Below are 22,757 nucleotides of genomic sequence, written 5' to 3' on the forward strand. Positions count from 1 at the left end.
CGGAGGTATAACTGCGCTTTGTGTTCAGGCTCACTTGATGGAAAATCCCTCATATTCCTGATCCTTGTCCATAGCATCAGGGTATCTTTTCGGATAAGCTCCCGGGCTTATCCTGTCCCATAAGCTCGCAACCCGGTGAGGTCAGATCCCATGAAAAAAATCATCAGCCTCTTTGCTTTAGTCGGCCTTTTAGCAGCAGGTCCGGTATTCGCAAGAAATGACATCAACAACTACTCAATTCATGAAGTGATGAGCCAGGCTCGTACAGCCAATATTTTAGGGGATCAGATCAAGTTCTATTTTGCTGATGAGTCCCACGCCCCCGTAGTCAAAGACTTTGGTCTCGCTTCAACCAATAAAAAAACCAACGCCTTTAACAAGAGTGATAAGGAAGCCTGTCAATGGGTGCTGCTATCGGCTCTGAAATCTCTGCGCGATCGCGCCATCGCCCAGGGAGGAAATGCCGTGGTTAATATTCGCTCTAACTACGAAAATCATCCCTTCACCAGCAGCAAAGAGTTCCAATGCGGCAACGGTTTTCTGATGGCCGGGGTAGCCCTTCAGGGAGAAGTGGTTAAGCTCAAATAATCACAGGGGCTGTCTGCTCCAAGGCAGCCCCGCTCTCAACGGTCCGTCTGCCGGCCTTCGAAACTTCCAACTCTTGGGGGAAATTCCCTTATAATCACAATCTTAGGTTCTGCTGACGCTTAAGATTTGCTTCTAAGCTTGAAACCTTAGCGGAGCCCAGTCAACGACTGCCACCTGGTGTTATAAGGATTCTCGCCATGAAATATTTTATTCTGATCATCTGTATTTTGCTGGTTATATGGCTGGCAAACTACCTCTACCGCCTGCTCAATACCCGCCCCGTGGCAGCGACGGTTGAAGGGGATCTGGATGCATCTGTAGATGCCATCTGGAAACTCATCACAGACTATAGCCAGCAAGCCAAGTGGCGCAGCGATCTCAGCAGTGTTGAGTCCCTTGGAAAACAGCAGTTTGTTGAGATCCCAAAACAGGGCAAGGCCTACAAGGTCAAGGTGCTGCAGGCAAAAACAGATGAGCTTCTTGAGCTTGGGATCTCGGGAGAGGCAATTGGAGTATTGATGGTCGAATTGACCCAGCGCCCGGACGGAACGCGTCTTAACATCACCAAGCGCCTCGCCTACAAGCCGGCCCTTCTACCCGGAAGCCAGCGTACCCCGGATGATCTGCAGCAGGATGTAAACAACTACCTGGAAGATCTCAAGGCTCACTTTAGCCAGGCTCCAAAAGAGCTCGAAAAGGTAGAACAATAGGCCCTGAAGAGCCTGAGATACACAACCTCCGGCAAAGCCGGAGGCTTATCGACTCACCACAGCTGGCCTCAAAAGCTGCAACACAATTGCCGTGTCAGCGCTTAAGATCATGATTGCCCAGGGTATCGGCGATGATATTACCCCGAGCCTGCATTTCAAGCCCTTCAGGATAGTTGTGGTAGTGCTTGCGGATCACTTTAGCCAATTGTAGCTTGGTTGCATCGCTAACCGGGGCTGGCGAGCACTTGGGTAAGCAAGCGATTAGTGAGCGAAGCAGTTTATCCTGAGGCGAAGGGAGCCGTTCAACCCACTCCCCCAACAGCTCCCGATCCACATGGGAGGGGATGGAGCCCAGGATCCCCAGATCATTTTGCTCATGAACCATTAAGCCCGCCGTCGTCCCCCTGTCCAGGGTGAGCACCTGCAAGAAATAGAGAGTATGGTAAGCAAGCTGACTGGCGTAATCATCCGCACTGGCGAAGGCCCTGAATCTTTGCTGCAAAAGCTCGCAGTAGCAGTCGATGACAGCCTCTCCAAACGCCCTGGCAAAAGCGATATCCTTCCCTTCCCCCTGAAGATTAAACTCTTCAAGATAGAAGTGGGATACCCCACGATGTCGCCCAAGGGCCGGGATATAAAAGTAGCGGTCCCCCTGCTCAGAGCCGTATTCATAGAGCTCCCGGGAAACCTCCCTTAAACAGGCATCGAATCTCTGCTTATCCTGTGGGTTATTAAGACTTGGATTGAGATCCGCCATCAGTCGCCAATAGCCCTTTCCCGACTTCATCTCGGTCCAGCTAATATGCATATGCATCGAAGGACAGTGCGGATTAAAGGGGTGAATAATGGTCGAAAGTGCCGTCGCCGAGCCTAAGGCGCGGTTAGGCTCATCATCATAATGGACCTGAGAGAGGTTCACGCTGGCACGGTTAAAATACTTTTTATCGCTAAACTGATAACGGCTCCCCCGCCATGACTCCCCTCATCTCTGAGCCAGGACAGTTTCTCAAACTTACTGCCTTGTTCGAGGTTAGCTTCGAGCCCGCTGACGAAGCGCTGCTGAAGCTCCTCCAGGAGAGTGAACACGGATGAGGCTTTGTCAGATCTTGCTTTAATCTGTTGCATACTGCTAATCCAGATCGCAACCAAGTAGCTCACGCCCGTCATCCAGGGCGCGAACCGAGAGATGGCTATGCTCCAGCATACCAAAGGATGCGGGATTTTCGCCACGCGGGAAGGTCACCGATCCCGGGTTAAACAGGTATTGCTCTCCCTCGCGATGCGCAACAGGAAGATGGGTATGACCTGTCACCAGGACATCGCCGCAAGCCAATGGCAGCTCGTCAAGGGCATGAAGATGGCCATGGGAGAGAAATAACCGCCGCCCGGCTGCAAGCAGGTGATTATAGGGCGCCAGGCAGGGAAATTTCAGCAGCATCTGATCCACCTCGCTGTCACAGTTGCCACGGATAGCCACGATTTGTTGTGCCAGGGGATTGAGCTTTTCAGCCACGGCAGCCGGGTTATACCCTTCAGGAAGAGGGTTGCGGGGACCATGATTGAGAAGATCTCCCAGTAACACCAGGTAATCGGGATTGAGCTTAGCATAGTGGACCAGGACCTGATCCAACGCCTGCTCACTGCCGTGAATATCGGAGACAAACATCAATCTCATAAACCGCACCTTCTGCTTAGCCAATAAAACCGGACTACTCTACCATTGACCGACATAACTCCCAAGAGGCGGCCTGATGAGGCTGCGGATCACAGCCAGTCTGGCTAAATGTCTCTCAGTCGCCTCTTCCCTCTGCCACTGCCACTGCCACTGCCACTGCCACTGCCACTGCCAGGATAAAACATTGCCACTCGAGCTTTTGAATCGAGGCAACAGCAGACGATTAAAGCCGCCGGCCGGGGCTGGATGAGCTATTCTTTTATCAGCAATGAATCCAGGATGGAGCACCTCATGGAACTGTCTGCAATGTTGAAAATCCTTGCCGAAAAAGATGGCTCGGATCTCTATCTATCCTGCGGCTCCGTCCCGCAGGCAAAATTTCAGGGAACCCTGAAGCCTTTAAGCAACGAGCCGATGCAACCGGGTGATATCGAGGCGATCGCCGATGGGATCATGGATGAAGAGCAACGAGAGCAGTTCATGCATGAGCTGGAGATGAACCTTGCGATCTCCCTGCCCAGCATTGGCCGATTCCGGGTCAATATCTTCAAACAACGCAATGCGGTCTCTATCGTCGCCCGTAACATCAAGGTCGATATCCCCAAGTTCCAGGATCTTGGATTGCCGAATATTCTGACCGATGTGATCATGACCAAGCGCGGCCTGGTGCTGTTTGTCGGGGCCACCGGCTCGGGTAAATCAACCTCTCTGGCTGCCCTGATTGATGAGCGCAATACCAACAGCGATGGCCATATCATCACCATTGAGGATCCCATCGAGTATGTTCACGATCATAAGAAGAGTGTCATCAATCAGCGAGAAGTCGGCGTAGATACCCGAAGTTTCCATGCCGCCCTGAAAAACACCCTGCGGCAGGCGCCGGATGTGATCCTGATCGGGGAGATCCGCGACCGGGAAACCATGGAGCACGCCTTAGCCTTCGCCGAGACCGGTCACCTGGCGATCTCTACCCTGCACGCCAACAATGCGAACCAGGCACTGGATCGGATCATCAACTTTTTCCCCGAAGAGCGCCGCCCGCAGCTTCTCAACGATCTGGGTAACAACCTGAAAGCATTCGTCTCTCAGCGGCTGATCCCCACCCTGGATGGCAAGCGTTGTGCCGCCATTGAGATCCTGCTCGGGACTCTGACCATCAAGGAGATCATTCAGCGTGGCGACTTTTCCGATATCAAAGAGGTGATGGAAAAATCCAAAGAGCTGGGCATGCAAACCTTCGATCAGGCCCTGTTTGATCTGGTCATTGCTGGCAAGATCAGCGAAGAAGAGGCACTGCGCAACTCTGATTCTGCCAACAACCTGCGTCTTAAGTTCAAGCTACACCGTAACGAGTCTCTGGAGCCGGAAGAGAAAGCCCAGGCCGATAGCGATGACAAGACCATGACCACCAAGAGTGGCATCAATCTGAGCCTTGAGCCCAAGGATGATGATGAAGAGGATGATCCCTTTAAGTTTTAAGGGGTCCAGGCTCGGTTGACGTTGCAGATTTGAAAGCATCATCCGAGCCTGAGAGTGCCGGTCCCCCGGCCCCCTTACAACAGTGGGCTCAGAAGATAGAACAGATTCTCCAGGCCTCGGCGAGCCAATCCCCTATGCTGCCAGCGCTCTTCGGTCAGAAGCTCTGAGCGCTGCATATAGCCATTTTGCAGCTCGATCACCTGGCTGATGAAGGCTGGGTCATCCACAAACAGCGTGAGTTCAAAATTGAGCCACATGCTGCGCCTGTCCAGGTTAACACTCCCCAGCAACGCAATCGTGTCATCAATCGACACACTCTTGGTGTGCAGCAGTCCACCGTCAAATTGATAGATGCGAACCCCGGATCTCAGCAAATCGCTGAAAAAGGCCTGACAGGCATAGTTGACCATCACAGAGTTATTGCGGGCCGGGAGGATCAGTTCAACCACGATCCCACGATCGGCTGCAGCGCACAGGGCTGCCACCAGGGGATCATCCGGGACAAAGTAGGGCGTGGTCATCAAAATCCGGCTGCGAGCCAGGTAGATCGCCTGGAGCAGGCACTGCTGAATACAGTCGCCACCGGTAAAGGGGCCCGATGGGATCAGCTGAACCTTACTTGTCCCCTCATGATCGGGGAGAAGATGCTCATTGAAGCTTTCCAGAAGACGCTCTCCGGTCTCCATCTCCCAGTCACGTACCCATAGCAGCCACCCCATCAGGGCCACCGGTCCTTCGATGCGCACCATGACATCGATCCACTGGCCGACACCAGCATCCTGCTTGAAGTAACGAGGATCCACCATATTCATCGAGCCGGTATAGACAATTTTCTGATCGATCACCACCAGCTTGCGGTGCATTCTAAGATCCTGGCGCTGAAACAGTACCCGCCAGGCTCCAACCGGGAGTACCTCGATCACCTTGACCCCGGAGCGGCGCAACATCTGACAATGTCGGCTCTTGAGAAAGGTGCCACTGCCCACCGAGTCCAGCAGCAACCGGCAATCAACCCCTCGCCTGGAAGCTGCGATCAGAGCCCCGATGACCTCCTCAACCCGGCCTCCGTCTCCCCAGATATAGAACTCCAGCAGACAACTATGCTGTGCCTGATTAATGTCTTTCACCAGTTCACCGAGAATATGATCCGGGTCTGGTAACAGGGACAGGCGATTACCGGTCAGCATGGGAACCGTCAAGCGCGCCCACACCAGATCATGAATCGGCCTTAAAAACTCACTGCTTACGGTCCGGATCCCCGGCATCTGCAACTCCAGCTGCCCCACCCAGTGGGTATAGGGAAGATGGATCCTTTTTGCCCGCTCAGCCCGACGAAATCCAAGGCGCACCTCACCAAACAGGATATATAAGATCACCCCCGCCAGAGGAATGGCATAGATCAGAGCCAGCCAGGCCAGAGAGACTCCAACCGAACGCCGTTTAGCGATCACCCGGATGCTGATCCCTATGATCAGCAGGGTATAGATGCTCACCGAGATCACGCCGAGATAGTGGCTGATAATCTCCAGGATATCCGGATTAAAGTTAATGATAAAGCACACTCCAAAGGGGCTTAAGTCGATGATTTATCTTAAACAATTACCCCTAAAAAAGCATCGCCCATAAGAGTGATCTCAGGAGGAAATTAGCAGGCACCGCTAACCTAATTCCAATGATTAGATAACAATTGCCGTGGAGAGTAGCTTAAAAGGCACCTGGTTGATCCTGCGGGAGGTAGATTTGCAGCTGAGCTGTAAGTAGTGGTGCTGACCGGCGGGCAGTCAAAGGGGCAAACGCCTTTCCCCTAATACACAAGGATGTGTGAATGCCGCGTTAAACATGGATGTTGTTAGCGGCGTGCAATCCCCTAGCGCGCCAGACCTCACCTAATTCTCAGCTCCTCTGGTGCCTAAATCCTCTACTGCTCAGCCCGGCGCTCGCTCACGGGGAGAGAACCTCCTCTCTTCGATTTAGCTTCTAAAGTATTTTATATTCCTTTTGGTGCTTTATTATTTCGAGGCAGGACGCCGAGCCGCGAAGCTCTACGGAGGGACTCGTAGCGCGTAGCAACTTTCTGGTTACTCTTTCTAGAAAGAGTAACTAAAGGAAAAACTCCCGTAGTCCGCGGCCGGACACCTGTGCCGAAGGCACAAATTAAGCGGCCCGAAGGTCAAGCAACTCCTGTTTTATCCTGCGGATGGCGAGTTTGCAGATAGACTACATATACCGGTGCTGACCGGCGACAGGCAAAAAAAAGACAAGCACTCATGGCTTGTCTTTTAACGGTTCTTGACCCGTCAGAAACTACTCTGTCTCGTTGCAGCCGGTTTCTGCTACCCGGGTACAGCAGGTGTGAGTCAGAAAATCCATCAGCTGATGAATACTCTCCCCTGTGCGACACAGTAGAGCGTAGACTTGCAGCGATTCTGTTTGACCAAGCCTGCCTGGATCATCCGTGACAGATGGTGTGACAGGGTTGAGCCCGGAATATCCAGCTCCTTTTGTATCTGGCCGACAGGCACTCCGCAACGTCCAAACTGAAGCAGATAGCGGAAAATGGCCAGCCTTTTCTTGTTCCCCAATTCCGCCAGGCGGTGGACAGCGCAGTCAAAGGTGATCATTCATCTCTCCTGACTAAGTCATCAGCGACCACAACGAGGCGGTCAACCCAATCGATTACAAAATATCCAGCAGCTCAACCTCGAACATCAGGGCTGAGAATGGTGGAATTGCAGAACCTGCACCCTGAGGGCCGTATGCCAGCTCATGCGGAATATACAGCTTCCACTTAGAACCTGTGTTCATCAGCTGCAGGGCTTCGATCCAGCCTGCAATCACCCCATTCACCGGGAACTCTGCTGGCTGACCACGGGTTACAGAGCTATCGAATACGGTACCGTCAAGCAGTGAACCATGATAGTGAACACGTACCTTATCGGTTGCCGCAGGCTTAGCACCTTCACCCTGGGTCATCACCTCATACTGCAGACCTGAGTCGGTTACAGTCACTTCTTCACGCTTTGCATTCTCTTCTAAAAATGCGCTTTCGGTTGCGATCAGTTGCTGCTGCAGCTCTTCACGCTTCTGTTGAGCTACTTCATTCAGAGCCGCCAGTGCAACCTCGATCTCCTGGTGAGACAGTTGTGGCTCATTTCCAGCCAGCACATCGCGAACACCCTGCTCCAGAGCGCTTGGCTCCAGATCGGTCAGTCCCTGTTGCATCAGCTGAGTTCCGATTTGCAAGCCAACACCGTAACCTGCTTTCTGCTCATTCGTTTCAAAATTAGACATATTGGTCTCAATATAAGCCTGTATGGCTGAATAAAGTTCCCTATGATAGCAAAATCACAGCCAGGCATCGAGCTGTTGTCTTACCCCGTGAATCTTATTGTAATCAGCCACATTGAGGCGGGTATCATCCACACTTCCCATCGAAACCGGTGCCTGGAAACTCATCGCACTCGGGCGGTAACTTTTTCCCGAAAGGTGTACCTCTTTGATCCCGCTCAGGCGCAAAATCTCGGCCACATTATCCTGGTTCACTCCGGCCCCGGCCATCACGCTCAACCGCTTTGCGGCCTGCTGCTGCATCTGGGCGATACACTCGCTTCCGGAAAGAGCATCGCCCTGCATCCCTGAGGTGAGTACCCTTTCACAGCCTGACTCTATAATGATCTCCAGAGCCTCCTGCCAATCACGGCACACATCAATTGCCCGATGGAAGGTCACCCCCAGAGGACCTGCGGCATTCACCATCTCAACAAGCAACTCTTTATGAATCGAGCCATCCTCACACAGAGCTCCCACGACCACCCCCGCCGCGCCTAACTCCCGGGCATTGCTGATATCAGATAGCATCATCTCGGCCTCTGCATCACTGAACAGAAAGTCTCCCTGGCGAGGACGAATGATGGGGTAGACCGGAACTGTTGACTGGGCAATCGCCTGAGCCATCAGTCCATGAGAGGGAGTGATCCCTCCAAGCTCCAGCCCCGTACATAACTCGATGCGATCGGCTCCCGCGCGGATCGCCGTATACAGAGACTCCATATTATCGACACAAACCTCTAGTTTGATCCCCATTCGAACTCCAATATGGTATTGAGCAAAAGCCTCAGCCTAACATAGCCGTGAAGTGGGCGATCGCTTTGCGCTCAAAAGTGTGAGCCACTGCAGCTGTATCCAGTTTGAATCGAATAAAAACCAAGCGTCATCGATGGGGTTTAAGCAATGAAAGCGCTGTGCTCCCCGGACAGGTTGCGCAGGAGGAGATAGCAAGGAGAAGAGATCCTGTAAGAGAGGTATCGGAGCAGCCCACATCCAGGCGCGCCGCTCCGACAATCGATCAAGCCGCCAGCTTCAGGCTAATCGCCTGACTGAGTTGATAGATACGGCAGATCGCGATGGCGTAACAAAGATTGGTTTCCAGCTCGTCATCGGATGGCATGCCGCGCAAGCTAAACTCATGCTTGGCTGACTCACTCAACAGAGAACAGACAGCAGTAATCAGCTGGGGATGCTCAGGCAAATAGCAATGCCAAAGCCAGTCATGAGTTTTAGCACTGATCCCGGCAAGACCCAACAGGGGGCCTGTTCGCTATCGGGCTGTGGCTCAACAAATTGAAGGACTCTGCTCAGTACCTGTTGCTGAGCCAGCTCACCATTTAGCCCCAATTGATCAAGGGTCGGGATGATGAGTTGATTGAGAAGCTGTTTTGGATTGATCGGATATGTCACGGTAAACCACTCTTGTCATAGTCGCACAATGCACAGATACCGCTTGCTCTGTCGCCTAGCGACGAGCTCACATCCAAAGTGACCTATCAATCCATTCTCGCATCTGTGCCCGGTCTGGCCAGGCCAGAGAAAATCTCAGTGCCTGCAATCTTGTATCATCCGCGTCACAACGCCCACGGGAGCTTGACCGGATACACAATTTCAACATCCGTCCCTGAACACAACAATTCAGCCAATAAAGCGATTCCATCATAGAAATTCAGCATTTATTCGCTTTTTCCGTAGAAAGGCGCGCATTCTACCAGCAATACCAGCTAACACAAGCAACCAAGGGTAACAAAAAATAGCACAGGAGGAGATATGAAAAACGTCGTTGTAAAACTCATTAAGAAACAATTAAAAATTGCTAGTGCAAATACACAGCTTCATATCTCTATTGCCATATCGACCTGTAACAAGGGATTTTGGGTTTAATTCGGGTAGTTATTCGCGCCCCTCAAGTTCAAGTGCTGCTTTGAGCTTTGTTAAGCTGACCTTCTGCAGCAAGGGCGAAATTGAAAACAAGGTAGCGAGAGGCAGGAAGCTGAACTGGGAAAGATTATCAGGGACGATAATCGCTGCAGTAGAGCAACCTGGATGTGACTTGCGAGTCAGCGATCTAAGTCAAAGCTGCTTTCATGAGATGAACCGGTATATCCGGAAAACGCTCTAACAAGGCACGGCCTTGACCTGGCTACACTTTTTTGTAGCAGGGCGGAGCTACCCTATACTGAGTTACTCCACAAACCAGACAGGTAGCTTTTTATGAAAAAAATAACCTTAGCTGTCGTTATCGCAACATCACTGTTCGCCATTGCCGGATGTTCTTCGAATCAGGCCATTAAAACCACCGATGGTAAGACCATAGTCACCGATGGCAAGCCTCAGACCGATAGCGATACCGGCCTGGTATCTTACAAGAATGCCGAAACCGGCAAGACTGAACAGATCAATCGGGACCAGATCAGCAATATGGATGAGTTAGACAACTAAGCACAACATGGCGTAGAAAACTAATCTCATACACTTTAAGCGAGTCGTTTGTATCATCGAAGGCCGTTGCCAGCAAAGGCGCTTGCAACGGGTCTAAAAGTTGCTTTAAGCAGCGCACACAAGGCTGAAGCCTGAATTGAAAAGAGTCTCACGGAGGAGACTCTTTTCACTGTGTGGCCTAATGCTATTCAGGCAAAGGATCATCAAATTATGATGATGTGCTAGTGCAGCTTAAGGGTTGGACGCAACACCCGATTGATTCGACCCACCAGCATCATCAGGAAGGTCTTGAAGTAACCATGCAGTGCGACCTGATGCATCCGGTACAATGAGATATAGACCAGACGCGCCATCCGTCCCTCAATCATCATAGAGCCACGCATCAGGTTCCCCATCAGGCTACCCACAGTAGAGAAGCGGCTCAGAGAGACCAAAGACCCATAGTCTTTATACTGGTAAGACTTGAGCTCCTTTCCAGACAGCTTGGCCAGTATATTCTTATAGGCAATGCTTGCCATCTGATGAGCCGACTGGGCACGAGGTGGAACCCAGCTACCATCTTTCTGCTTACAACCCGCGCAATCCCCTATCGCGAAGATTGAGTCATCTCCTTCGGTCTGCAGGGTATCCTTCACCAGCAGCTGGTTGATCCGGTTCACCTCCAGGCCATCGATCTCGGCCAGGAAGTTCGGCGCCTTGATCCCTGCCGCCCATACCATCAAATCGGCGGGAATAAACTCACCATCACCGGTCTGGAAGCCCTCACTGGTCGCTTCGGTCACCGGGGTTGCAGTCAGAACATTCACTCCAAGCTTGAGTAGCTCGTTTTGTGCAGAAGATGAGATCCGGGTTGGCAAAGCGCCCAGGATCCGATCACTGGCCTCGATGAGGGTGACCTTCAGGCTATCTGTGGAAAGATTTTTAAACCCATAAGAGTGCAGCTCTTCAACGGCGTTATATAGCTCGGCTGAAAGCTCGACACCTGTTGCACCACCACCAACAATGGCAATTCGAACCTTCTCGCCCTCTTTTTTCGCCTCGGCAAACTGCAGGAAGCGATTGAGTAGGCGGCGGTGGAACTTACTTGCCTTGTCAGGAGTATCCAGGAAGGTGCAGTGCTCCGCGACCCCTTGGTTCCGAAATCGTTTGAAAGAGAGCCGATGGCCATTACCAGCAAATCATACTCGACGACCCGCTCCGCTAACAGCTCAACACCATCGCAATCGATGACCGGAGCCAGCACCAGCTGTTTTTGTTCGCGGCGTACTTCAGAAAGGGTTCCCAACTGAAATTCAAAACCGTGGTTTCGTGCCTGTGATGCATAGCTCAGTGCATCGATCCCTTCATCCAGGGAGCCCGCCGCTACCTCATGTAACAGAGGCTTCCACAAGTGGGTACGGTTACGATCGATCAGGGTGATCTGCGCTTTTCCCTTTTTACCCAGCTTGCGTCCCAGTTTGGTCGCAAGCTCAAGGCCTCCTGCCCCACCTCCAACAACTACGATTCTGGTCATATTTTTTCCATCTTCTCATCAGTAGAGTCAAGATATTAAGAGCCAAGGTCTGGCTCTTTAATTGCTGGAGCAGGGCCGCGGATCAAACGACGGTCAAAGTCGACTCCTTAAACGCCTTGATCCGCTGCAGGTGGCCCGAAATATCTTTAAATTTATGGGTCTGGGTCTCATCCCAAATCACAGGGTAAAACTCCTGCAACGCCTGCTCCGATAAACTGTTGTCCAGCACTTCATCATGCCTTGAGAGAATACACAGACACTGACCGGCGTTTTGAGTTCTGAACTCACGAACGCACTTAGTTGCAATGTCACTATACTCCTCGGGACGATTGATCCGGCCGACCATGGTTTGCTCAGGCTGTAAATTGGGGTTAAACATCACCTGCTTGATGCCACACAAAAAGCCGATGCGTTCACTCCAGTAGCCTCCCAGGCCGACACCGCAGATCAACGGTGCAGGATCATCACTAAACTTTATCTGTTTGTCTACCTCTTTTAACAAGCAACTCATATCATGGCGTGGATGCATGGTGCTGTAGTGAACAAAACGTACATCCGGGTCAATAAATTGTAACTGCATCACCTTTTCGTGATTGCCCTGACTGGTGGCATCGAATCCGTGCAGATAGATGATCATCACTAATTCCCTCTTTCGGTTGGAGCAATCGATTCAAGATTAAAAGCACTCATGGTGACTGCGGATAGAGTGCCTGTAACCGGGAAGACATGTTGCGCCAATTCACATCTTGCTCCAGTTGTTGCCAGCTACGGCGATGTTTGCTGATAAGACGGCTTGCTTGAGAAGTTTTGACCTCCCTTAATCCTTCAACAATCTCGATCGCCCCCGCAAATGTATTACAAGCCAACACCATATCACAGCCGGCATTCAAGGCAGCCTCGGCTCTTTGCAGATAGCTCCCGGCAACCGCTGCGCCCTCCATTGACAAATCGTCGCTAAAAATAACCCCTTTGAATCCCAGCTGCTGACGCAGTACCTGCTTGAGCCAGATCCTGGAAAACCCTGTGGGGTGATCTGCATCGATATCCGGATAGATGATATGTGCAGGCATTATCGCATCCAGCTTACCACCCTGGATCAGTGAGTGAAATGGCCGCAGATCATTTTGTTGGAGCTCAGCAAAACTTCTGGGATCGCAGGGGCTCACCAGGTGGCTATCCGTCTCGACCGAGCCATGGCCCGGAAAGTGTTTCCCGGTAGAACGCATCCCGGCATCATGCATCCCATCGATAAAGCTTACTGCTAACGCCTCAACCTCATCGGGATCGGCAGAGAAGCTCCGGTTTCCGATTGCTGGGGATCCCCTGTCCAGATCCAACACGGGTGCAAAGCTCAGATCGATATCCAATGCCAACAGCTCGGCTGCCATCACCCAACCACACAGGTAGGCACGCTCCAGTGCTTCATTCAGGGAGACACCCTGGGTGAGGCTACCCATCGCAGGGATCCGGGTCAGCCCCTTTTGAAAGCGCTGAACCCGCCCCCCTTCGTGATCAACCGCGATCAGCAGCTCTTTGGAAGAAGACTCACGAATCGATTGCACCAACTCAGTGAGCTGGGTTCGGTTGTCGTAATTACGGCTAAACAGGATCACCCCGCCGACCAGAGGATGCGCGATCAAATCACGCTCCTTCGCTTGCAAAGTCAAGCCTTCCACACTCACCATTACAGGCCCCATCAGCCTCTCCTCTTCTCAACAGTTTGCATAACGTCAGACTACCGCAACTCAGGAAAGAAGGCACCTCAAATGAAGCTCTGTGCTGTGCAGGGGTGGTTTAGCCAGAAATAGCCAGTAACTGCTCCCAACGCTTTTGCTTAAGACGTTCAATAAACCACTGCAGGGCCTTACCCGCTCCTCCCTGGGGCCAGATCAGATAGTGAGTCTGGGGTAGTTTCGGATCTGCCACCTCACGAAGCACCAAGTCACCACGCTCAAGCTCGAATTTAATCAGGTGATGGGGAAGAAAACCAACTCCGACACCCTGGCACTGGGCTCGAATTTTTTCACTCATGCTGGGAACATAGAGACGAGGCTGACCATCCAGTAATCCTGAGGAGCGGGCAGGCAAGCTCTGGGAACTGTCGCTGACCACAACCATGGGGTACTCTCTGAGCTGCTCCGGCCCCAGGGGAGCCGATTCACGACTCAGGGGATGATCTGCCGCAACCGCGAATACAAAGGGGATCTTACCCATCGGGTATTTATCAACCCCGGGGATCACCTCTCCTCCGGCACCGATTGCCAGAGTCGCACGCCCATCGCGCACCGACTCCCAGCTTCCTCCCAATACCTCACTAATGAGGTGGATCTCGGTTTGAGTTTGTAGTGCATTGAACTCATCGATCAGAGGATAGATCCAGCGACTGTCACACACTCCATCCAGGGCAATAGTTAATTCGGGCTCCCAACCGCTGGCAAACTGGCGTAGCTGAGAGGTCAGCAGATCCGAGGCTCGCAGGATCTGCCGTCCCTGCTCCAGCAGTAAGCGCCCCGCAGCGGTGAGCTCGGCGCGTCGTCCCTTGCGATCATAAAGTTCAACCCCGAGATCCTGCTCCAGCTTATTTACTGTGTAGGAGACAGCAGAAGGAACCTTAAACAGGGCCTGGGCTGCGGCAGCAAAACTCTGTTTACGGTCGATCACATCCAGCACTAACAGGGCTTCCAGGGTCAAGGGTGAGCGACTCATCAATTCGCCTCCGGGCAAGAGTTCGGACTATTTGACCATAATGCCGATTCGTTGGATAAAACACCACCGGCTCCAAAAATACGGATTTAATCGAGACCATTTCTTAGTCAGTTTTGGCAACAGCCGATATACTTAAAGTGCACTGACCCATCCATTTAACCGATGATTCAGAGGGCCACAGCATGAAATATAAGGGAGTCGAAATCAGTACCTATGCACTGCATGATCAGATCTCAGGACATTGGATCGGTAAATATGATATTTCAGGGATAGAGCCACTTGCTGACGGACTGGAGCAGAGCTGGACCCAGGAGTGTTTTGACAGCGAGGATGACGCGCTGCTAGCTGCCATCGATGAAGCTAAACACAGAGTCGATCAGATGAAATAATACCGAGCCGTCAGCTGTAAAGCATAGACATGCAAAAGCCACCTCTTACCGAAGGTGGCTTTCATTATTCTCTTTTATGACCTGGTCAGTTATTCCTTGGTTGACAACTCAAAAGGCACCGGTGGCTGAATAAAGCCCTGGTAACCATCCACCTCAAGCCCCTCAAGCATGGCTACCACTTCATCGTTCTCAACCCGGGTGGCGATGGTCAATGCTCCGACCTTATGGGCCGTTTTACACACGGCGGTCAGGAAAGCGGTGTCGTTTCGATTTTCCAACAGAGAGTTGGTATAACTGTGATCGATCTTCACATAGTTGGGTCGAAGCACCCCGAGATACCCCAAGGAGTGGAAGTTTCGTCCAAATTGATCGACTCCCCAGCTAAAGCCCTGGGCACGAACCAGTTCAACCAGATTCTTAGCGTGCTCCGCGCTATGGATAATCGCAGACTCCGGCAGCTCAAAGCTAAGCCGCTGTGCCAATGACTTATGGGTGTCGAGCTCTTTTTGCAGCCAGCTACAGAAAAGATCGCTTCCAAGGGCGGTACGAGATAGATTCACCGCCAGATTCAGCTCGGTATCTTTGAGGAGCTCAGGGATAATCAACTCCAGCACCCGGCGATCGAACTCACCACCGATTCTGAACTGCTCAACCGCAGGCATGAACTGCCCTGCGCTAAACTGCTGCTCGTTGGCCGCGATATAGGTCAGAAGCTCAGAGTGAATCGGATCGGTACTGTTCATCTGCAAGGCCGGCTGAATATTAAAGCGGAACTGATCCTGGGCGATGGCATCCTGGACCAGTTGCTTCCACTCGGTCCGGCCCATCTGCGCCTTGTCGTCGCGGCTCACCACAACCGCCTTGCCCTCGGTGCGGGCCTGCTGGAGTGCCCGGTCTGCATTAGACAGCAGGGTTGACAGGTTCTCCTGATCGGAGCGCATCGCGATACCGCACACAGAAACCTGGGTGTTTTCGCCCACCGGATTAACCACCAGCTCTGCGATCGCATCACTAATACTCTGGGCATTCTCGCGCATCTCACGGCTACTTAAGCCCGGCAGCATCACCGCAAATTCGGTGGCGGAGATCCTGGCGATAGCCTTACCTTCCATGGTTGCCAGGTGGGTATTAAGCACTTCAGCAATGGAGGAGACCATCTGATCGCGGGCCAGGAACCCTTCCTGGCGATATAGATCTTCGAGAATATCCACATCCATTAGCATCACACCGCCCTGCCCCTCTTCGGCGATCCAGGCCTGCAACTGACCGTTGAAGTAGGCCCGGTTGCCAAGGCCGGACACTGAATCGCGGAACGCCTGCTCGCGCAGTTTTTCAGCCTCATTCGCCTGTTCTTCAAACTGGGCTTCGAGTTGCTTGGACATAGAGTTCATCGCCCGTACCACAGACTGCAGCTCAAAGGTCTTTGGCAGTGGAATCGGTGGTCCGAAGTGATGATGCTCAATGGCTGAGGCCTGCTCGCGGATCTGCTCAAGAGGCCGCAACAGATGTTTCAGCGCCTTCATCAAAATCAAAGCGATAATCACAAAGGCGATCACAAACCAGATCAACAGCTGACTCATCCCCTTCCACAACTCATAGTAGGCCTGGCCGGGATGGCCGACCACCTTGAGGCGTCCGAGCTGTAGCCAGCCGCTGGTGAGGATCGACTCCTGCTCCATCGGCTTAAACAGGCCCAAATGGATAAACCATCCCGGAACATTCTGGATATCCAGGGTATTGGTACGCTCCAGCGTCTGGTTATTTGCCAGAAGATCCAGCTGGATCAGTCGATAGTAGCCCCCATCGAAAACGGCATTGATCACCGACTCGGCGCCTAGCTTGTCACCATTTTCCAAATAGGGAGTCAAGGCAAGTCCCAGGGAGGTGGAAGTATTGTTGACCGTCATCTGCTGCTGCTCAGCCAGATAGGATCGGGTACTTTGAAACTGGACGGTATAAGCCACCGCAAACAGCAGTGCAAATAACACCAGCATAGTGATCAATATCTGTTTGTAGAGCGTCATAAGCTAGCCATCCATGTTTACTCTGGGTTTGCGCAGAGACTTACTGCTAAACCGTTTTTTAAGATCTGTCCATCGCTTGAGGCGAGATGCAGAGCCTGCAAGCTGCCCCTTACCTTTGGCCTTCATCAACCACAGATAGGAACCGTTAAAACTGTAGATAGGCGCCAAATCTTTTCGCTTGGTCGCAGGCTTGATCTCGCCATCAATGTTATCCAGGATCAAGGGTACCGAAGTTGGCGTCGGATAGTAAGCAGTAACCATATGGAACTGATTTAATGAGAGCGCCTTAACATAAACCAGCCGCATTTTTTTATCCGGCACCCCCAGCTCGCGCAGCGACATATACTTGGCGATACTGTAATCCTCACAATCTCCGGCGCCCGCCCCTAAGAACTCCAGGGGGGTTGCCCAGTAATCCTTCGCCCCCCACACCACGGGATCATTTGAAAACTGCATCCAGTTGAAGAAGCGATTGACCTTCTTGAGGGCGGTCTTTTCATCCCATTTTTTCTGTTTACCTTCAGCAATCAGTCGCCGCCATGCCCGGTAACGCTTACCTGCCCGCTCACCGTAAAAACTCTTGGCTTTTTTATACTGTGCCATCTCCTGTTTATTGAGCTGATATTCTCCGCTCAGGTAAAGGGGCCAAAGCAACAAGACCGTACAACTCAAACTGAGCAGTACGGTCTTGTAAGCTAACCCGCGGAGCCAGGTCATGGGATCACATACCTAAGGTTTACTCTGTGCTTGTGGCTGTGGCTCTTGTGAAGATGCCTTATCTTCACCTGCGGTCACCGGAGGCGGCTCGATACTTCCTTGATCCTGTGAGGTCATCACCGGAGGCATGGCCACATCAAAGGCGTTCAGCAGCTCACCCATAGCATTGAGGATCCGATAACGCGCCGCCAGCTCGTCACTCTCTGCTTCAATATAAGATTTCTGTGATTCGAAAAGCTCATTTTCGGTATTGAGCAGATCCAGCAGGGTTCGCTTACCCAGTTCAAACTGTTTCTTGTAGGCCACTACGGTTTCACGGCTGGCGATCACATGTCGGTTCAGGTATTTCTTCTGCTGCTCCAGAGATTCTCTGGCATTCCAGGCCAGTCGGACTCCCTCTTCAACCTGACGATAGGTGTTATCACGAATATCTTTGGCCTGTTGATGCAGCGCCGCCGTTGACTCATCCTTGGCGACATCGGCGCCCCCTTTGAACAGGTTATAACGGAATTGCAGCATGGCGGAGGTCTCGGTGTTCTTCTGCTTCACTCCAGCGACATGGCTTTCCCAGTCCTGGGTCAGCTCAAGGTTGACCGTTGGGTAATATCCTGCCTTGGCCAGCTCATTTTGGTACATCGCCGCTTCGATATCATGTTGGGCCAGTAGCATGGTGGGATTATGCTCAACCGAGCGCTTAATCGCCCCCTTGAGAGTGTGAGGCATGGCAATGCCGATAAACTGAACTTTCTGCAGATCCTTTGGCATCGCACCGATCACCCGGATATAGGTGGCTTCGGCATCCTCATAGTTATTGGTTGCCGAGATCACATTGGAGCGAGATTGCGCCAGGCGCCCCTCGATTTGCGACAGGTCGGCGGTAGAGCCGAGACCTGAATCGGTACGCTTTTTCACCTCACGATAGATTCGTTGATGAGTCTTGAGGTTTTGCTGGGAGAGCTCCAGGATCTGCTTTTGCTTAAGAAGATTAAGATAGGCCGCGGTGGCACTCAGCGCGGTGTTTTCGGCAACAGACATCAGGGAGTACTTATCTGCTAACATCTCTTGCTCGGTGCGATTGACATTGCTGGGTGTGGCAAAGCCATCAAACAACATCTGTTGCAGGGTCAGGGTCGCGTTGCGGGCAACCATGTTCTTATCACCGGTCGCTCGGGTGGTGGTGTTATCGTTGTAGTCGTACCCGACTCCGGCTGCAACATCAACGCTCGGATAATATCCGGCCTGAGCTTCTCGTTGATCCGCTTCGCGGGATTGCAGTTTGTGGTAGGCTCCTTTGACTTCAGGATGATTCAACACACTCTGAGATACGGCTTCTTCAAGGGTTGTTGCTCCACTACTCCCGGCAAAAGATAAAAGACCACAGGTCACCATAGTTGTTAGTAGTTTTTTCATAGCTGCTCCATTGATCATCTTAATCTTCTAACCTTTTAGCGCTCACGCAATGCACTCTGTTTTGCTCGCAGAATCGGCTTGAGCAGGTAGTCAATCACTCGCTTCTTACCTGTCATTATGTCTACCGATGCCTGCATCCCTGGAATAATTGGTAACGGCTGCTTTTCTGATCCCAAGTAGTTCAGGTCGGTTCTGACTCGCACCAGAAAATAGGGGTTTCCCTTTTCATCCTGAAACGAGTCCGCACTGATGTGCTCAACCTTGCCCGGTAATCCACCATAGATAGTAAAATCATAGGCGGTGAACTTAACAACTGCACTTAATCCGGGGCGAATAAATGCAATATCTCGTGGCGACACCCGTGCCTCAACTAAAAGCGTATCCTCCACAGGCACAATTTCAATCAGATCCATTCCGGGCTGGATGACACCACCAACCGTATTGATATTGATTTTTTGGATGGTACCCTTGACCGGAGAGAGAACCAGGGTTCGCTTTACCCGATCCTGAAGCCCGATCTGTCCTTCTTTGAGCTGCTTGAGCTTGGCTTGTTTCTCACTGAGCTCCTGTTGGACTTTTGAGCGAAATTCCAACACAACATTACGTCTTTTCAGTATAGCCTCATATAGACTTGATTGAATCTTATTTGCCTCCAAACGTTTCGCAACCAGCTCCCCCTGCATCTCATTGAGTTGACGGCGCAGTTTCAAGAACTCAACCTGAGGGACCAGCCCCTCTTCTGCCAGGGGCGAGGTGATGCCAATCTCCTCCTGCAGCAACTCGATACTTTGCTCAAGCGTCTTGACCGCTGCTTTATGTTCCAGAGTGACCTGCTCCTGCTGCTCTATCTGCCGCCCCATGATCTGGATTCGGTTACTCAGGTTTTGTAACTGCTCCTGAAATAGCGCTTGCTGCTGAGCGGCCTGCTGAGGGTACTTCTTAATAAAGTCCTCCGAAAATTTAAGGTGGGCAAAACTAATGGTGAACTGATCCCGCCAGGCCCCATGTTCAACCTTATTAATCTTGATTCCGGAAAGCTCAGCCCGAAGCCGGGTGACATCACCCTCAAGGTTAACCACCTCCTGATCCCGGGTGCGGAGATCCGAGCGAAAACGAGTATCATCGATCAGTAGCAGTTTCTGTCCCGGGTTAACCTGTTGGCCCTCCTTGACATAGACCTTCTTGAGGATCCCGCCTTCAAGGTTTTGTACGACCTGCAAGCGGCTGGAGGGGATCACCGAGCCTTGGGCAACGGTTACTTCATCAAGCTCAGCCCAGTTTGCCCACACCAGCATGATGACGATAAAAACAAAGAGGATCCACAGTAACCACCGGGCCCCGGACGCGGTATAGGAAACCTCTGCCGCAGCTACCTCATCCAGGTAAAGCTGCTCCTCGGGAGGAATTTTTTGTGATTCAGGACGAGTCACTATGCTCCTCCTTTATAGGATGCACGGATCTTGCCCTCACGCAGCATGCGCATCACAGTTTGCTTAGGACCATCCGCCACCAGACGCCCGTTTTCCAAAACAATCAGGCGGTCCACCAGATCCAGAATTGAGGTTCTATGGGTGATCAGGAGCAGGGTGTGCTCATTCCCCATTTTTTTGAGTTCATCCCGCACCAGCGCCTCGGTTCTAAAGTCCATGTCTGACGTAGGCTCATCCAAGATCATGATCGGCGGATCGTTCAAAAAGGCCCGCGCCAACGCTATGGTCTGACGCTGGCCACCGGACATGTTACGTCCCCCCTCACCAACCTGGCGCTCCAGGCCATTGGGATCGCGCCTGGTAAACTGAGTGACCCCGGCTCGCCGGGCGCAGCGCCTGAGTTGATCGTCATCGATCCAGGGTTGACCCAGGCTGATATTTTCACGAATCGAACCATAAAACAGGGTGACCTGCTGGGGAACACAGCCGATGTTGCGACGCAAAAAGCTCTCGGTGAACTGACTGAGGTCAATGCCATCCACCCTTATGGTGCCCTCTGTGGGTTGGTATAGACCAGTCAGAAGACGCTGCAAGGTACTCTTACCCGCACCGATGCGACCTATGATCCCAATCTTCTCTCCGGCTTTGATCTTGATACTGAAACCATCCAATGCCTTGAGGTTGCTGCCTGGGTAGGCAAAAGAGACGTTGGAGAACTCTATGTTTCCCCTGATGATGGGATGACGCAGCTGCTGCTGCCCCTCGCTCTCGACCGGCTGGTCCATGATCTGAGTCAGGATCTTGAAAGCCGCCTTGGCCTGGTTATAGCGGGTTGAGAGCACAGACATCTGGATCATCGGGCTGATGGCCCGTGAGCTCAGCATCACAGAGGCAATAAGCCCCCCCATGCTGAGCTCTCCAATGGAGATTTGATACACTCCCATCACGATGAGAGAGATGATCACCATCTGTTGCATATAGCTGGCAAGAGCGGCCACCGAGTTAGTGATCTTGCGCGACTTGATCCCCCAGTTAGCCATATGGTTAACCGCCTGCTCCCAACGAAACTGGAAGGTACCTTCTGCACCAAGCAGCTTGACGGTTTCCAGCCCGGCAACCCCTTCGACCAGGTTGGCATGCTTTTGTGAAGCGAGCCGGCTTCCCTCCTCGACGCTTCGACGCAGCGGAGGCTGGATCAACAAGCTGTAAATCAGCAGGATCAGCATGGCGACCAGAGGAACCCACACCATGTTACCGGCGAAAATCCAGATCACGAGCAAAAACAGCAATGAGAAAGGCAGGTCGACCAAAGAGGTAATGGTGGCTGAGGTCAAAAAGTCCCGAATTGACTCAAACTCCTGCAGGTGTCTGACGAAGGCACCGGTTGAGATGGGTCTTGACTCAAGCCGGGTGCCCATCACCCGGGCAAAAATTCGCGCAGAAAGCAGCACATCGGATTTTTTACCCGCCACATCGATGAAGTAACTTCGAAGCTGGCGAATAATAAAATCAAAAATAAAGATAACCCCGGCACCGGTCGCCAACACCCACAATGAATTAAAAGCAAGATTGGGAACTATCTTGTCATAGGCGTTCATGGTGAACAGAGGTGCCACCACCCCGAAAAGATTAATAAGAAACGAGGCGATCAGCACGTCCCGATAAATTTTGGTCGAACGCAGGATCACACTCCAAAACCAGTGCCCCTGAGCCGAGAGCTTGAGATCGGGAGAGCGCTTGTCGTAGCGAAACTCGCGCTTTAACAAGAAAAGCTGTTTTTGGTACTGCTCCTGCAAACCATGAAGCCCTACCCAATCTTCAGAGGGGGTGTGACCCGGCATCATCACCCGGGCCTGTTGCTGTTCCAGATCTAACTCCAGCAAGACACAGGCCTGGTGCCCCTTAAGGATCAACACACAGGGAAGCTGTGCTGGCTTGATATCACGCAAGTCTTTATGAAAGCGCCGAGAGCTTAAGCCCGCCCTCAGGGCAGCCTCAGGGAAATAGGTGGTATTAAGGATCCCGCCCGGCAACGGTAGCCCTGAAGTAAGCGTCTCCCGGCTACACACAGAGCCGAAACTACGACTGAGCCACCACAAGCATTCAAGAAGCGGATCATAGATCTCCTGTGAGGACTTGGCCCTATCAGCCCCATGATGAGGCGCCTCCCTGTGTTTAGAATGAGAAGCGTGGGCCTGGGAGTCAGGCTTGCTCCCGGCCCTACCTTTTGTTTCGGTCACGGTCACCCTGGGTGCTGACCCGCGCTTTTTACGGGCTTGAGCCTGTTCCTTCTCAGACGGCATCGTCCCTGATTGCTCCTTGTCTAATGCTGACAAACAGATCCCCT

At 52.2% G+C, this 22,757-nt stretch carries 22 protein-coding genes and 1 pseudogene; 5 read left to right on the forward strand and 18 right to left on the reverse strand.

Going from position 1 to position 22,757, the window contains the following annotated elements:
- Positions 1–150: 150 nt before the first annotated feature.
- Together DB847_RS15085 and DB847_RS15090 are read left to right on the forward strand one after the other, a co-directional pair.
- Positions 151–588 carry an excinuclease gene (locus DB847_RS15085; protein WP_108651443.1) on the forward strand — a complete coding sequence of 146 codons (438 nt, stop codon included), beginning with the start codon at positions 151–153 and terminating at the stop codon, positions 586–588.
- Positions 589–785: 197 nt separating this feature from the next.
- Positions 786–1,298, forward strand: coding sequence for an SRPBCC family protein (locus DB847_RS15090; RefSeq protein WP_108651444.1), 513 nt, complete (start codon positions 786–788; stop codon positions 1,296–1,298).
- A gap of 94 nt (positions 1,299–1,392) precedes the next feature.
- On the opposite strand, the gene DB847_RS15095 is transcribed toward DB847_RS15090, so the two are convergent.
- Genes DB847_RS15095 through yfcE form a run of 3 tightly spaced genes read right to left on the reverse strand, consistent with a single transcriptional unit; the run spans position 1,393 to position 2,973 of the window.
- The gene (locus DB847_RS15095) at positions 1,393–2,217 is read right to left on the reverse strand and encodes a coproporphyrinogen III oxidase (protein WP_199911584.1); all 825 of its coding nucleotides are present in this window, start codon (positions 2,215–2,217) and stop codon (positions 1,393–1,395) included.
- Positions 2,214–2,423 (reverse strand): hypothetical protein, encoded by a 210-nt coding sequence (locus DB847_RS25095; protein ID WP_199911585.1) that lies wholly within the window; start codon positions 2,421–2,423, stop codon positions 2,214–2,216. Before DB847_RS25095 ends, DB847_RS15095 begins: the two co-directional genes overlap by 4 nt.
- A 4-nt stretch (positions 2,424–2,427) precedes the next feature.
- Complete coding sequence (gene yfcE / locus DB847_RS15100; protein WP_108651445.1) at positions 2,428–2,973, reverse strand: phosphodiesterase; 546 nt, start codon at positions 2,971–2,973, stop codon at positions 2,428–2,430.
- Between the two features lie 291 nt (positions 2,974–3,264).
- Between yfcE and DB847_RS15110 the strand changes: the two genes are divergently transcribed.
- Positions 3,265–4,452 carry a PilT/PilU family type 4a pilus ATPase gene (locus DB847_RS15110; protein ID WP_108652991.1) on the forward strand — a complete coding sequence of 396 codons (1,188 nt, stop codon included), beginning with the start codon at positions 3,265–3,267 and terminating at the stop codon, positions 4,450–4,452.
- A 74-nt stretch (positions 4,453–4,526) separates the two neighbouring features.
- Here DB847_RS15110 and cls read toward each other — a convergent pair whose 3' ends face one another.
- The 6 genes from cls to DB847_RS15140 form a co-directional block, all read right to left on the reverse strand.
- On the reverse strand, positions 4,527–6,005 hold the full coding sequence (cls, locus tag DB847_RS15115) for a cardiolipin synthase (RefSeq protein WP_108652992.1): 1,479 nt from the start codon (positions 6,003–6,005) through the stop codon (positions 4,527–4,529).
- A gap of 816 nt (positions 6,006–6,821) precedes the next feature.
- The gene (locus DB847_RS15120; RefSeq protein WP_234418412.1) at positions 6,822–7,073 is read right to left on the reverse strand and encodes an ArsR/SmtB family transcription factor; all 252 of its coding nucleotides are present in this window, start codon (positions 7,071–7,073) and stop codon (positions 6,822–6,824) included.
- 55 nt (positions 7,074–7,128) lie between these two features.
- Positions 7,129–7,743, reverse strand: coding sequence for an FKBP-type peptidyl-prolyl cis-trans isomerase (locus DB847_RS15125; protein WP_108651447.1), 615 nt, complete (start codon positions 7,741–7,743; stop codon positions 7,129–7,131).
- A 54-nt stretch (positions 7,744–7,797) separates the two neighbouring features.
- Positions 7,798–8,535, reverse strand: coding sequence for a copper homeostasis protein CutC (locus tag DB847_RS15130; protein ID WP_108651448.1), 738 nt, complete (start codon positions 8,533–8,535; stop codon positions 7,798–7,800).
- Between the two features lie 262 nt (positions 8,536–8,797).
- Positions 8,798–8,938 (reverse strand): hypothetical protein, encoded by a 141-nt coding sequence (locus DB847_RS15135; protein ID WP_159084653.1) that lies wholly within the window; start codon positions 8,936–8,938, stop codon positions 8,798–8,800.
- A 20-nt stretch (positions 8,939–8,958) separates the two neighbouring features.
- The gene (locus tag DB847_RS15140; RefSeq protein WP_108651450.1) at positions 8,959–9,189 is read right to left on the reverse strand and encodes a hypothetical protein; all 231 of its coding nucleotides are present in this window, start codon (positions 9,187–9,189) and stop codon (positions 8,959–8,961) included.
- 804 nt (positions 9,190–9,993) lie between these two features.
- Between DB847_RS15140 and DB847_RS15145 the strand changes: the two genes are divergently transcribed.
- A complete protein-coding gene (locus DB847_RS15145) occupies positions 9,994–10,221 on the forward strand; it encodes a YgdI/YgdR family lipoprotein (RefSeq protein WP_108651451.1) in 228 nt (75 codons plus the stop codon).
- A gap of 221 nt (positions 10,222–10,442) precedes the next feature.
- Here the strand turns inward: DB847_RS15145 and DB847_RS15150 are convergent.
- The 4 genes and pseudogenes from DB847_RS15150 to DB847_RS15165 all read right to left on the reverse strand — a co-directional run bounded on the left by DB847_RS15150 (position 10,443) and on the right by DB847_RS15165 (position 14,440).
- Positions 10,443–11,734, reverse strand: a pseudogene (locus tag DB847_RS15150) (NAD(P)/FAD-dependent oxidoreductase).
- An 82-nt stretch (positions 11,735–11,816) separates the two neighbouring features.
- Positions 11,817–12,371, reverse strand: coding sequence for an alpha/beta hydrolase YcfP (ycfP, locus tag DB847_RS15155; protein WP_108651452.1), 555 nt, complete (start codon positions 12,369–12,371; stop codon positions 11,817–11,819).
- A 49-nt stretch (positions 12,372–12,420) separates the two neighbouring features.
- On the reverse strand, positions 12,421–13,431 hold the full coding sequence (nagZ, locus tag DB847_RS15160) for a beta-N-acetylhexosaminidase (RefSeq protein WP_108651453.1): 1,011 nt from the start codon (positions 13,429–13,431) through the stop codon (positions 12,421–12,423).
- 97 nt (positions 13,432–13,528) lie between these two features.
- On the reverse strand, positions 13,529–14,440 hold the full coding sequence (locus DB847_RS15165; protein WP_108651454.1) for a LysR family transcriptional regulator: 912 nt from the start codon (positions 14,438–14,440) through the stop codon (positions 13,529–13,531).
- Between the two features lie 182 nt (positions 14,441–14,622).
- Here DB847_RS15165 and DB847_RS15170 point away from each other — a divergent pair, with 182 nt between their 5' ends.
- Positions 14,623–14,829: a hypothetical protein gene (locus tag DB847_RS15170; protein WP_108651455.1), complete on the forward strand. Its 207-nt coding sequence runs from the start codon at positions 14,623–14,625 to the stop codon at positions 14,827–14,829.
- 89 nt (positions 14,830–14,918) lie between these two features.
- On the opposite strand, the gene DB847_RS15175 is transcribed toward DB847_RS15170, so the two are convergent.
- The 5 genes from DB847_RS15175 to DB847_RS15195 are packed head-to-tail and all read right to left on the reverse strand — an operon-like array spanning position 14,919 to position 22,713.
- Positions 14,919–16,853: a bifunctional diguanylate cyclase/phosphodiesterase gene (locus DB847_RS15175; RefSeq protein ID WP_108651456.1), complete on the reverse strand. Its 1,935-nt coding sequence runs from the start codon at positions 16,851–16,853 to the stop codon at positions 14,919–14,921.
- A 3-nt stretch (positions 16,854–16,856) separates the two neighbouring features.
- Complete coding sequence (locus tag DB847_RS15180) at positions 16,857–17,570, reverse strand: transglutaminase-like cysteine peptidase (protein WP_108651457.1); 714 nt, start codon at positions 17,568–17,570, stop codon at positions 16,857–16,859.
- A 12-nt stretch (positions 17,571–17,582) separates the two neighbouring features.
- On the reverse strand, positions 17,583–18,980 hold the full coding sequence (locus DB847_RS15185) for a TolC family outer membrane protein (protein ID WP_108651458.1): 1,398 nt from the start codon (positions 18,978–18,980) through the stop codon (positions 17,583–17,585).
- 35 nt (positions 18,981–19,015) lie between these two features.
- Entirely contained in the window at positions 19,016–20,410 is a 1,395-nt protein-coding gene (locus tag DB847_RS15190; RefSeq protein WP_108651459.1) for an HlyD family type I secretion periplasmic adaptor subunit, read from the reverse strand.
- A complete protein-coding gene (locus DB847_RS15195; protein WP_108651460.1) occupies positions 20,410–22,713 on the reverse strand; it encodes a type I secretion system permease/ATPase in 2,304 nt (767 codons plus the stop codon). Before DB847_RS15195 ends, DB847_RS15190 begins: the two co-directional genes overlap by 1 nt.
- Positions 22,714–22,757: the final 44 nt, after the last annotated feature.

It is taken from the genome of Dongshaea marina (assembly GCF_003072645.1).
GTDB lineage: Bacteria > Pseudomonadota > Gammaproteobacteria > Enterobacterales > Aeromonadaceae > Dongshaea > Dongshaea marina.

What these genes read in the sequence shown, in the direction of transcription:
- DB847_RS15085 (WP_108651443.1), top strand. Translation starts at nt 151, where the DNA reads ATGAAAAAAATCATCAGCCTCTTTGCTTTAGTCGGCCTTTTAGCAGCA.
- DB847_RS15090 (WP_108651444.1), top strand. Translation starts at nt 786, where the DNA reads ATGAAATATTTTATTCTGATCATCTGTATTTTGCTGGTTATATGGCTG.
- DB847_RS25095 (WP_199911585.1), bottom strand. Translation starts at nt 2,423, where the DNA reads ATGCAACAGATTAAAGCAAGATCTGACAAAGCCTCATCCGTGTTCACT.
- yfcE (WP_108651445.1), bottom strand. Translation starts at nt 2,973, where the DNA reads ATGAGATTGATGTTTGTCTCCGATATTCACGGCAGTGAGCAGGCGTTG.
- DB847_RS15110 (WP_108652991.1), top strand. Translation starts at nt 3,265, where the DNA reads ATGGAACTGTCTGCAATGTTGAAAATCCTTGCCGAAAAAGATGGCTCG.
- DB847_RS15120 (WP_234418412.1), bottom strand. Translation starts at nt 7,073, where the DNA reads ATGATCACCTTTGACTGCGCTGTCCACCGCCTGGCGGAATTGGGGAAC.
- DB847_RS15125 (WP_108651447.1), bottom strand. Translation starts at nt 7,743, where the DNA reads ATGTCTAATTTTGAAACGAATGAGCAGAAAGCAGGTTACGGTGTTGGC.
- DB847_RS15130 (WP_108651448.1), bottom strand. Translation starts at nt 8,535, where the DNA reads ATGGGGATCAAACTAGAGGTTTGTGTCGATAATATGGAGTCTCTGTAT.
- DB847_RS15145 (WP_108651451.1), top strand. Translation starts at nt 9,994, where the DNA reads ATGAAAAAAATAACCTTAGCTGTCGTTATCGCAACATCACTGTTCGCC.
- ycfP (WP_108651452.1), bottom strand. Translation starts at nt 12,371, where the DNA reads ATGATCATCTATCTGCACGGATTCGATGCCACCAGTCAGGGCAATCAC.
- nagZ (WP_108651453.1), bottom strand. Translation starts at nt 13,431, where the DNA reads ATGGGGCCTGTAATGGTGAGTGTGGAAGGCTTGACTTTGCAAGCGAAG.
- DB847_RS15165 (WP_108651454.1), bottom strand. Translation starts at nt 14,440, where the DNA reads ATGAGTCGCTCACCCTTGACCCTGGAAGCCCTGTTAGTGCTGGATGTG.
- DB847_RS15170 (WP_108651455.1), top strand. Translation starts at nt 14,623, where the DNA reads ATGAAATATAAGGGAGTCGAAATCAGTACCTATGCACTGCATGATCAG.
- DB847_RS15175 (WP_108651456.1), bottom strand. Translation starts at nt 16,853, where the DNA reads ATGACGCTCTACAAACAGATATTGATCACTATGCTGGTGTTATTTGCA.
- DB847_RS15180 (WP_108651457.1), bottom strand. Translation starts at nt 17,570, where the DNA reads ATGACCTGGCTCCGCGGGTTAGCTTACAAGACCGTACTGCTCAGTTTG.
- DB847_RS15185 (WP_108651458.1), bottom strand. Translation starts at nt 18,980, where the DNA reads ATGAAAAAACTACTAACAACTATGGTGACCTGTGGTCTTTTATCTTTT.
- DB847_RS15195 (WP_108651460.1), bottom strand. Translation starts at nt 22,713, where the DNA reads ATGCCGTCTGAGAAGGAACAGGCTCAAGCCCGTAAAAAGCGCGGGTCA.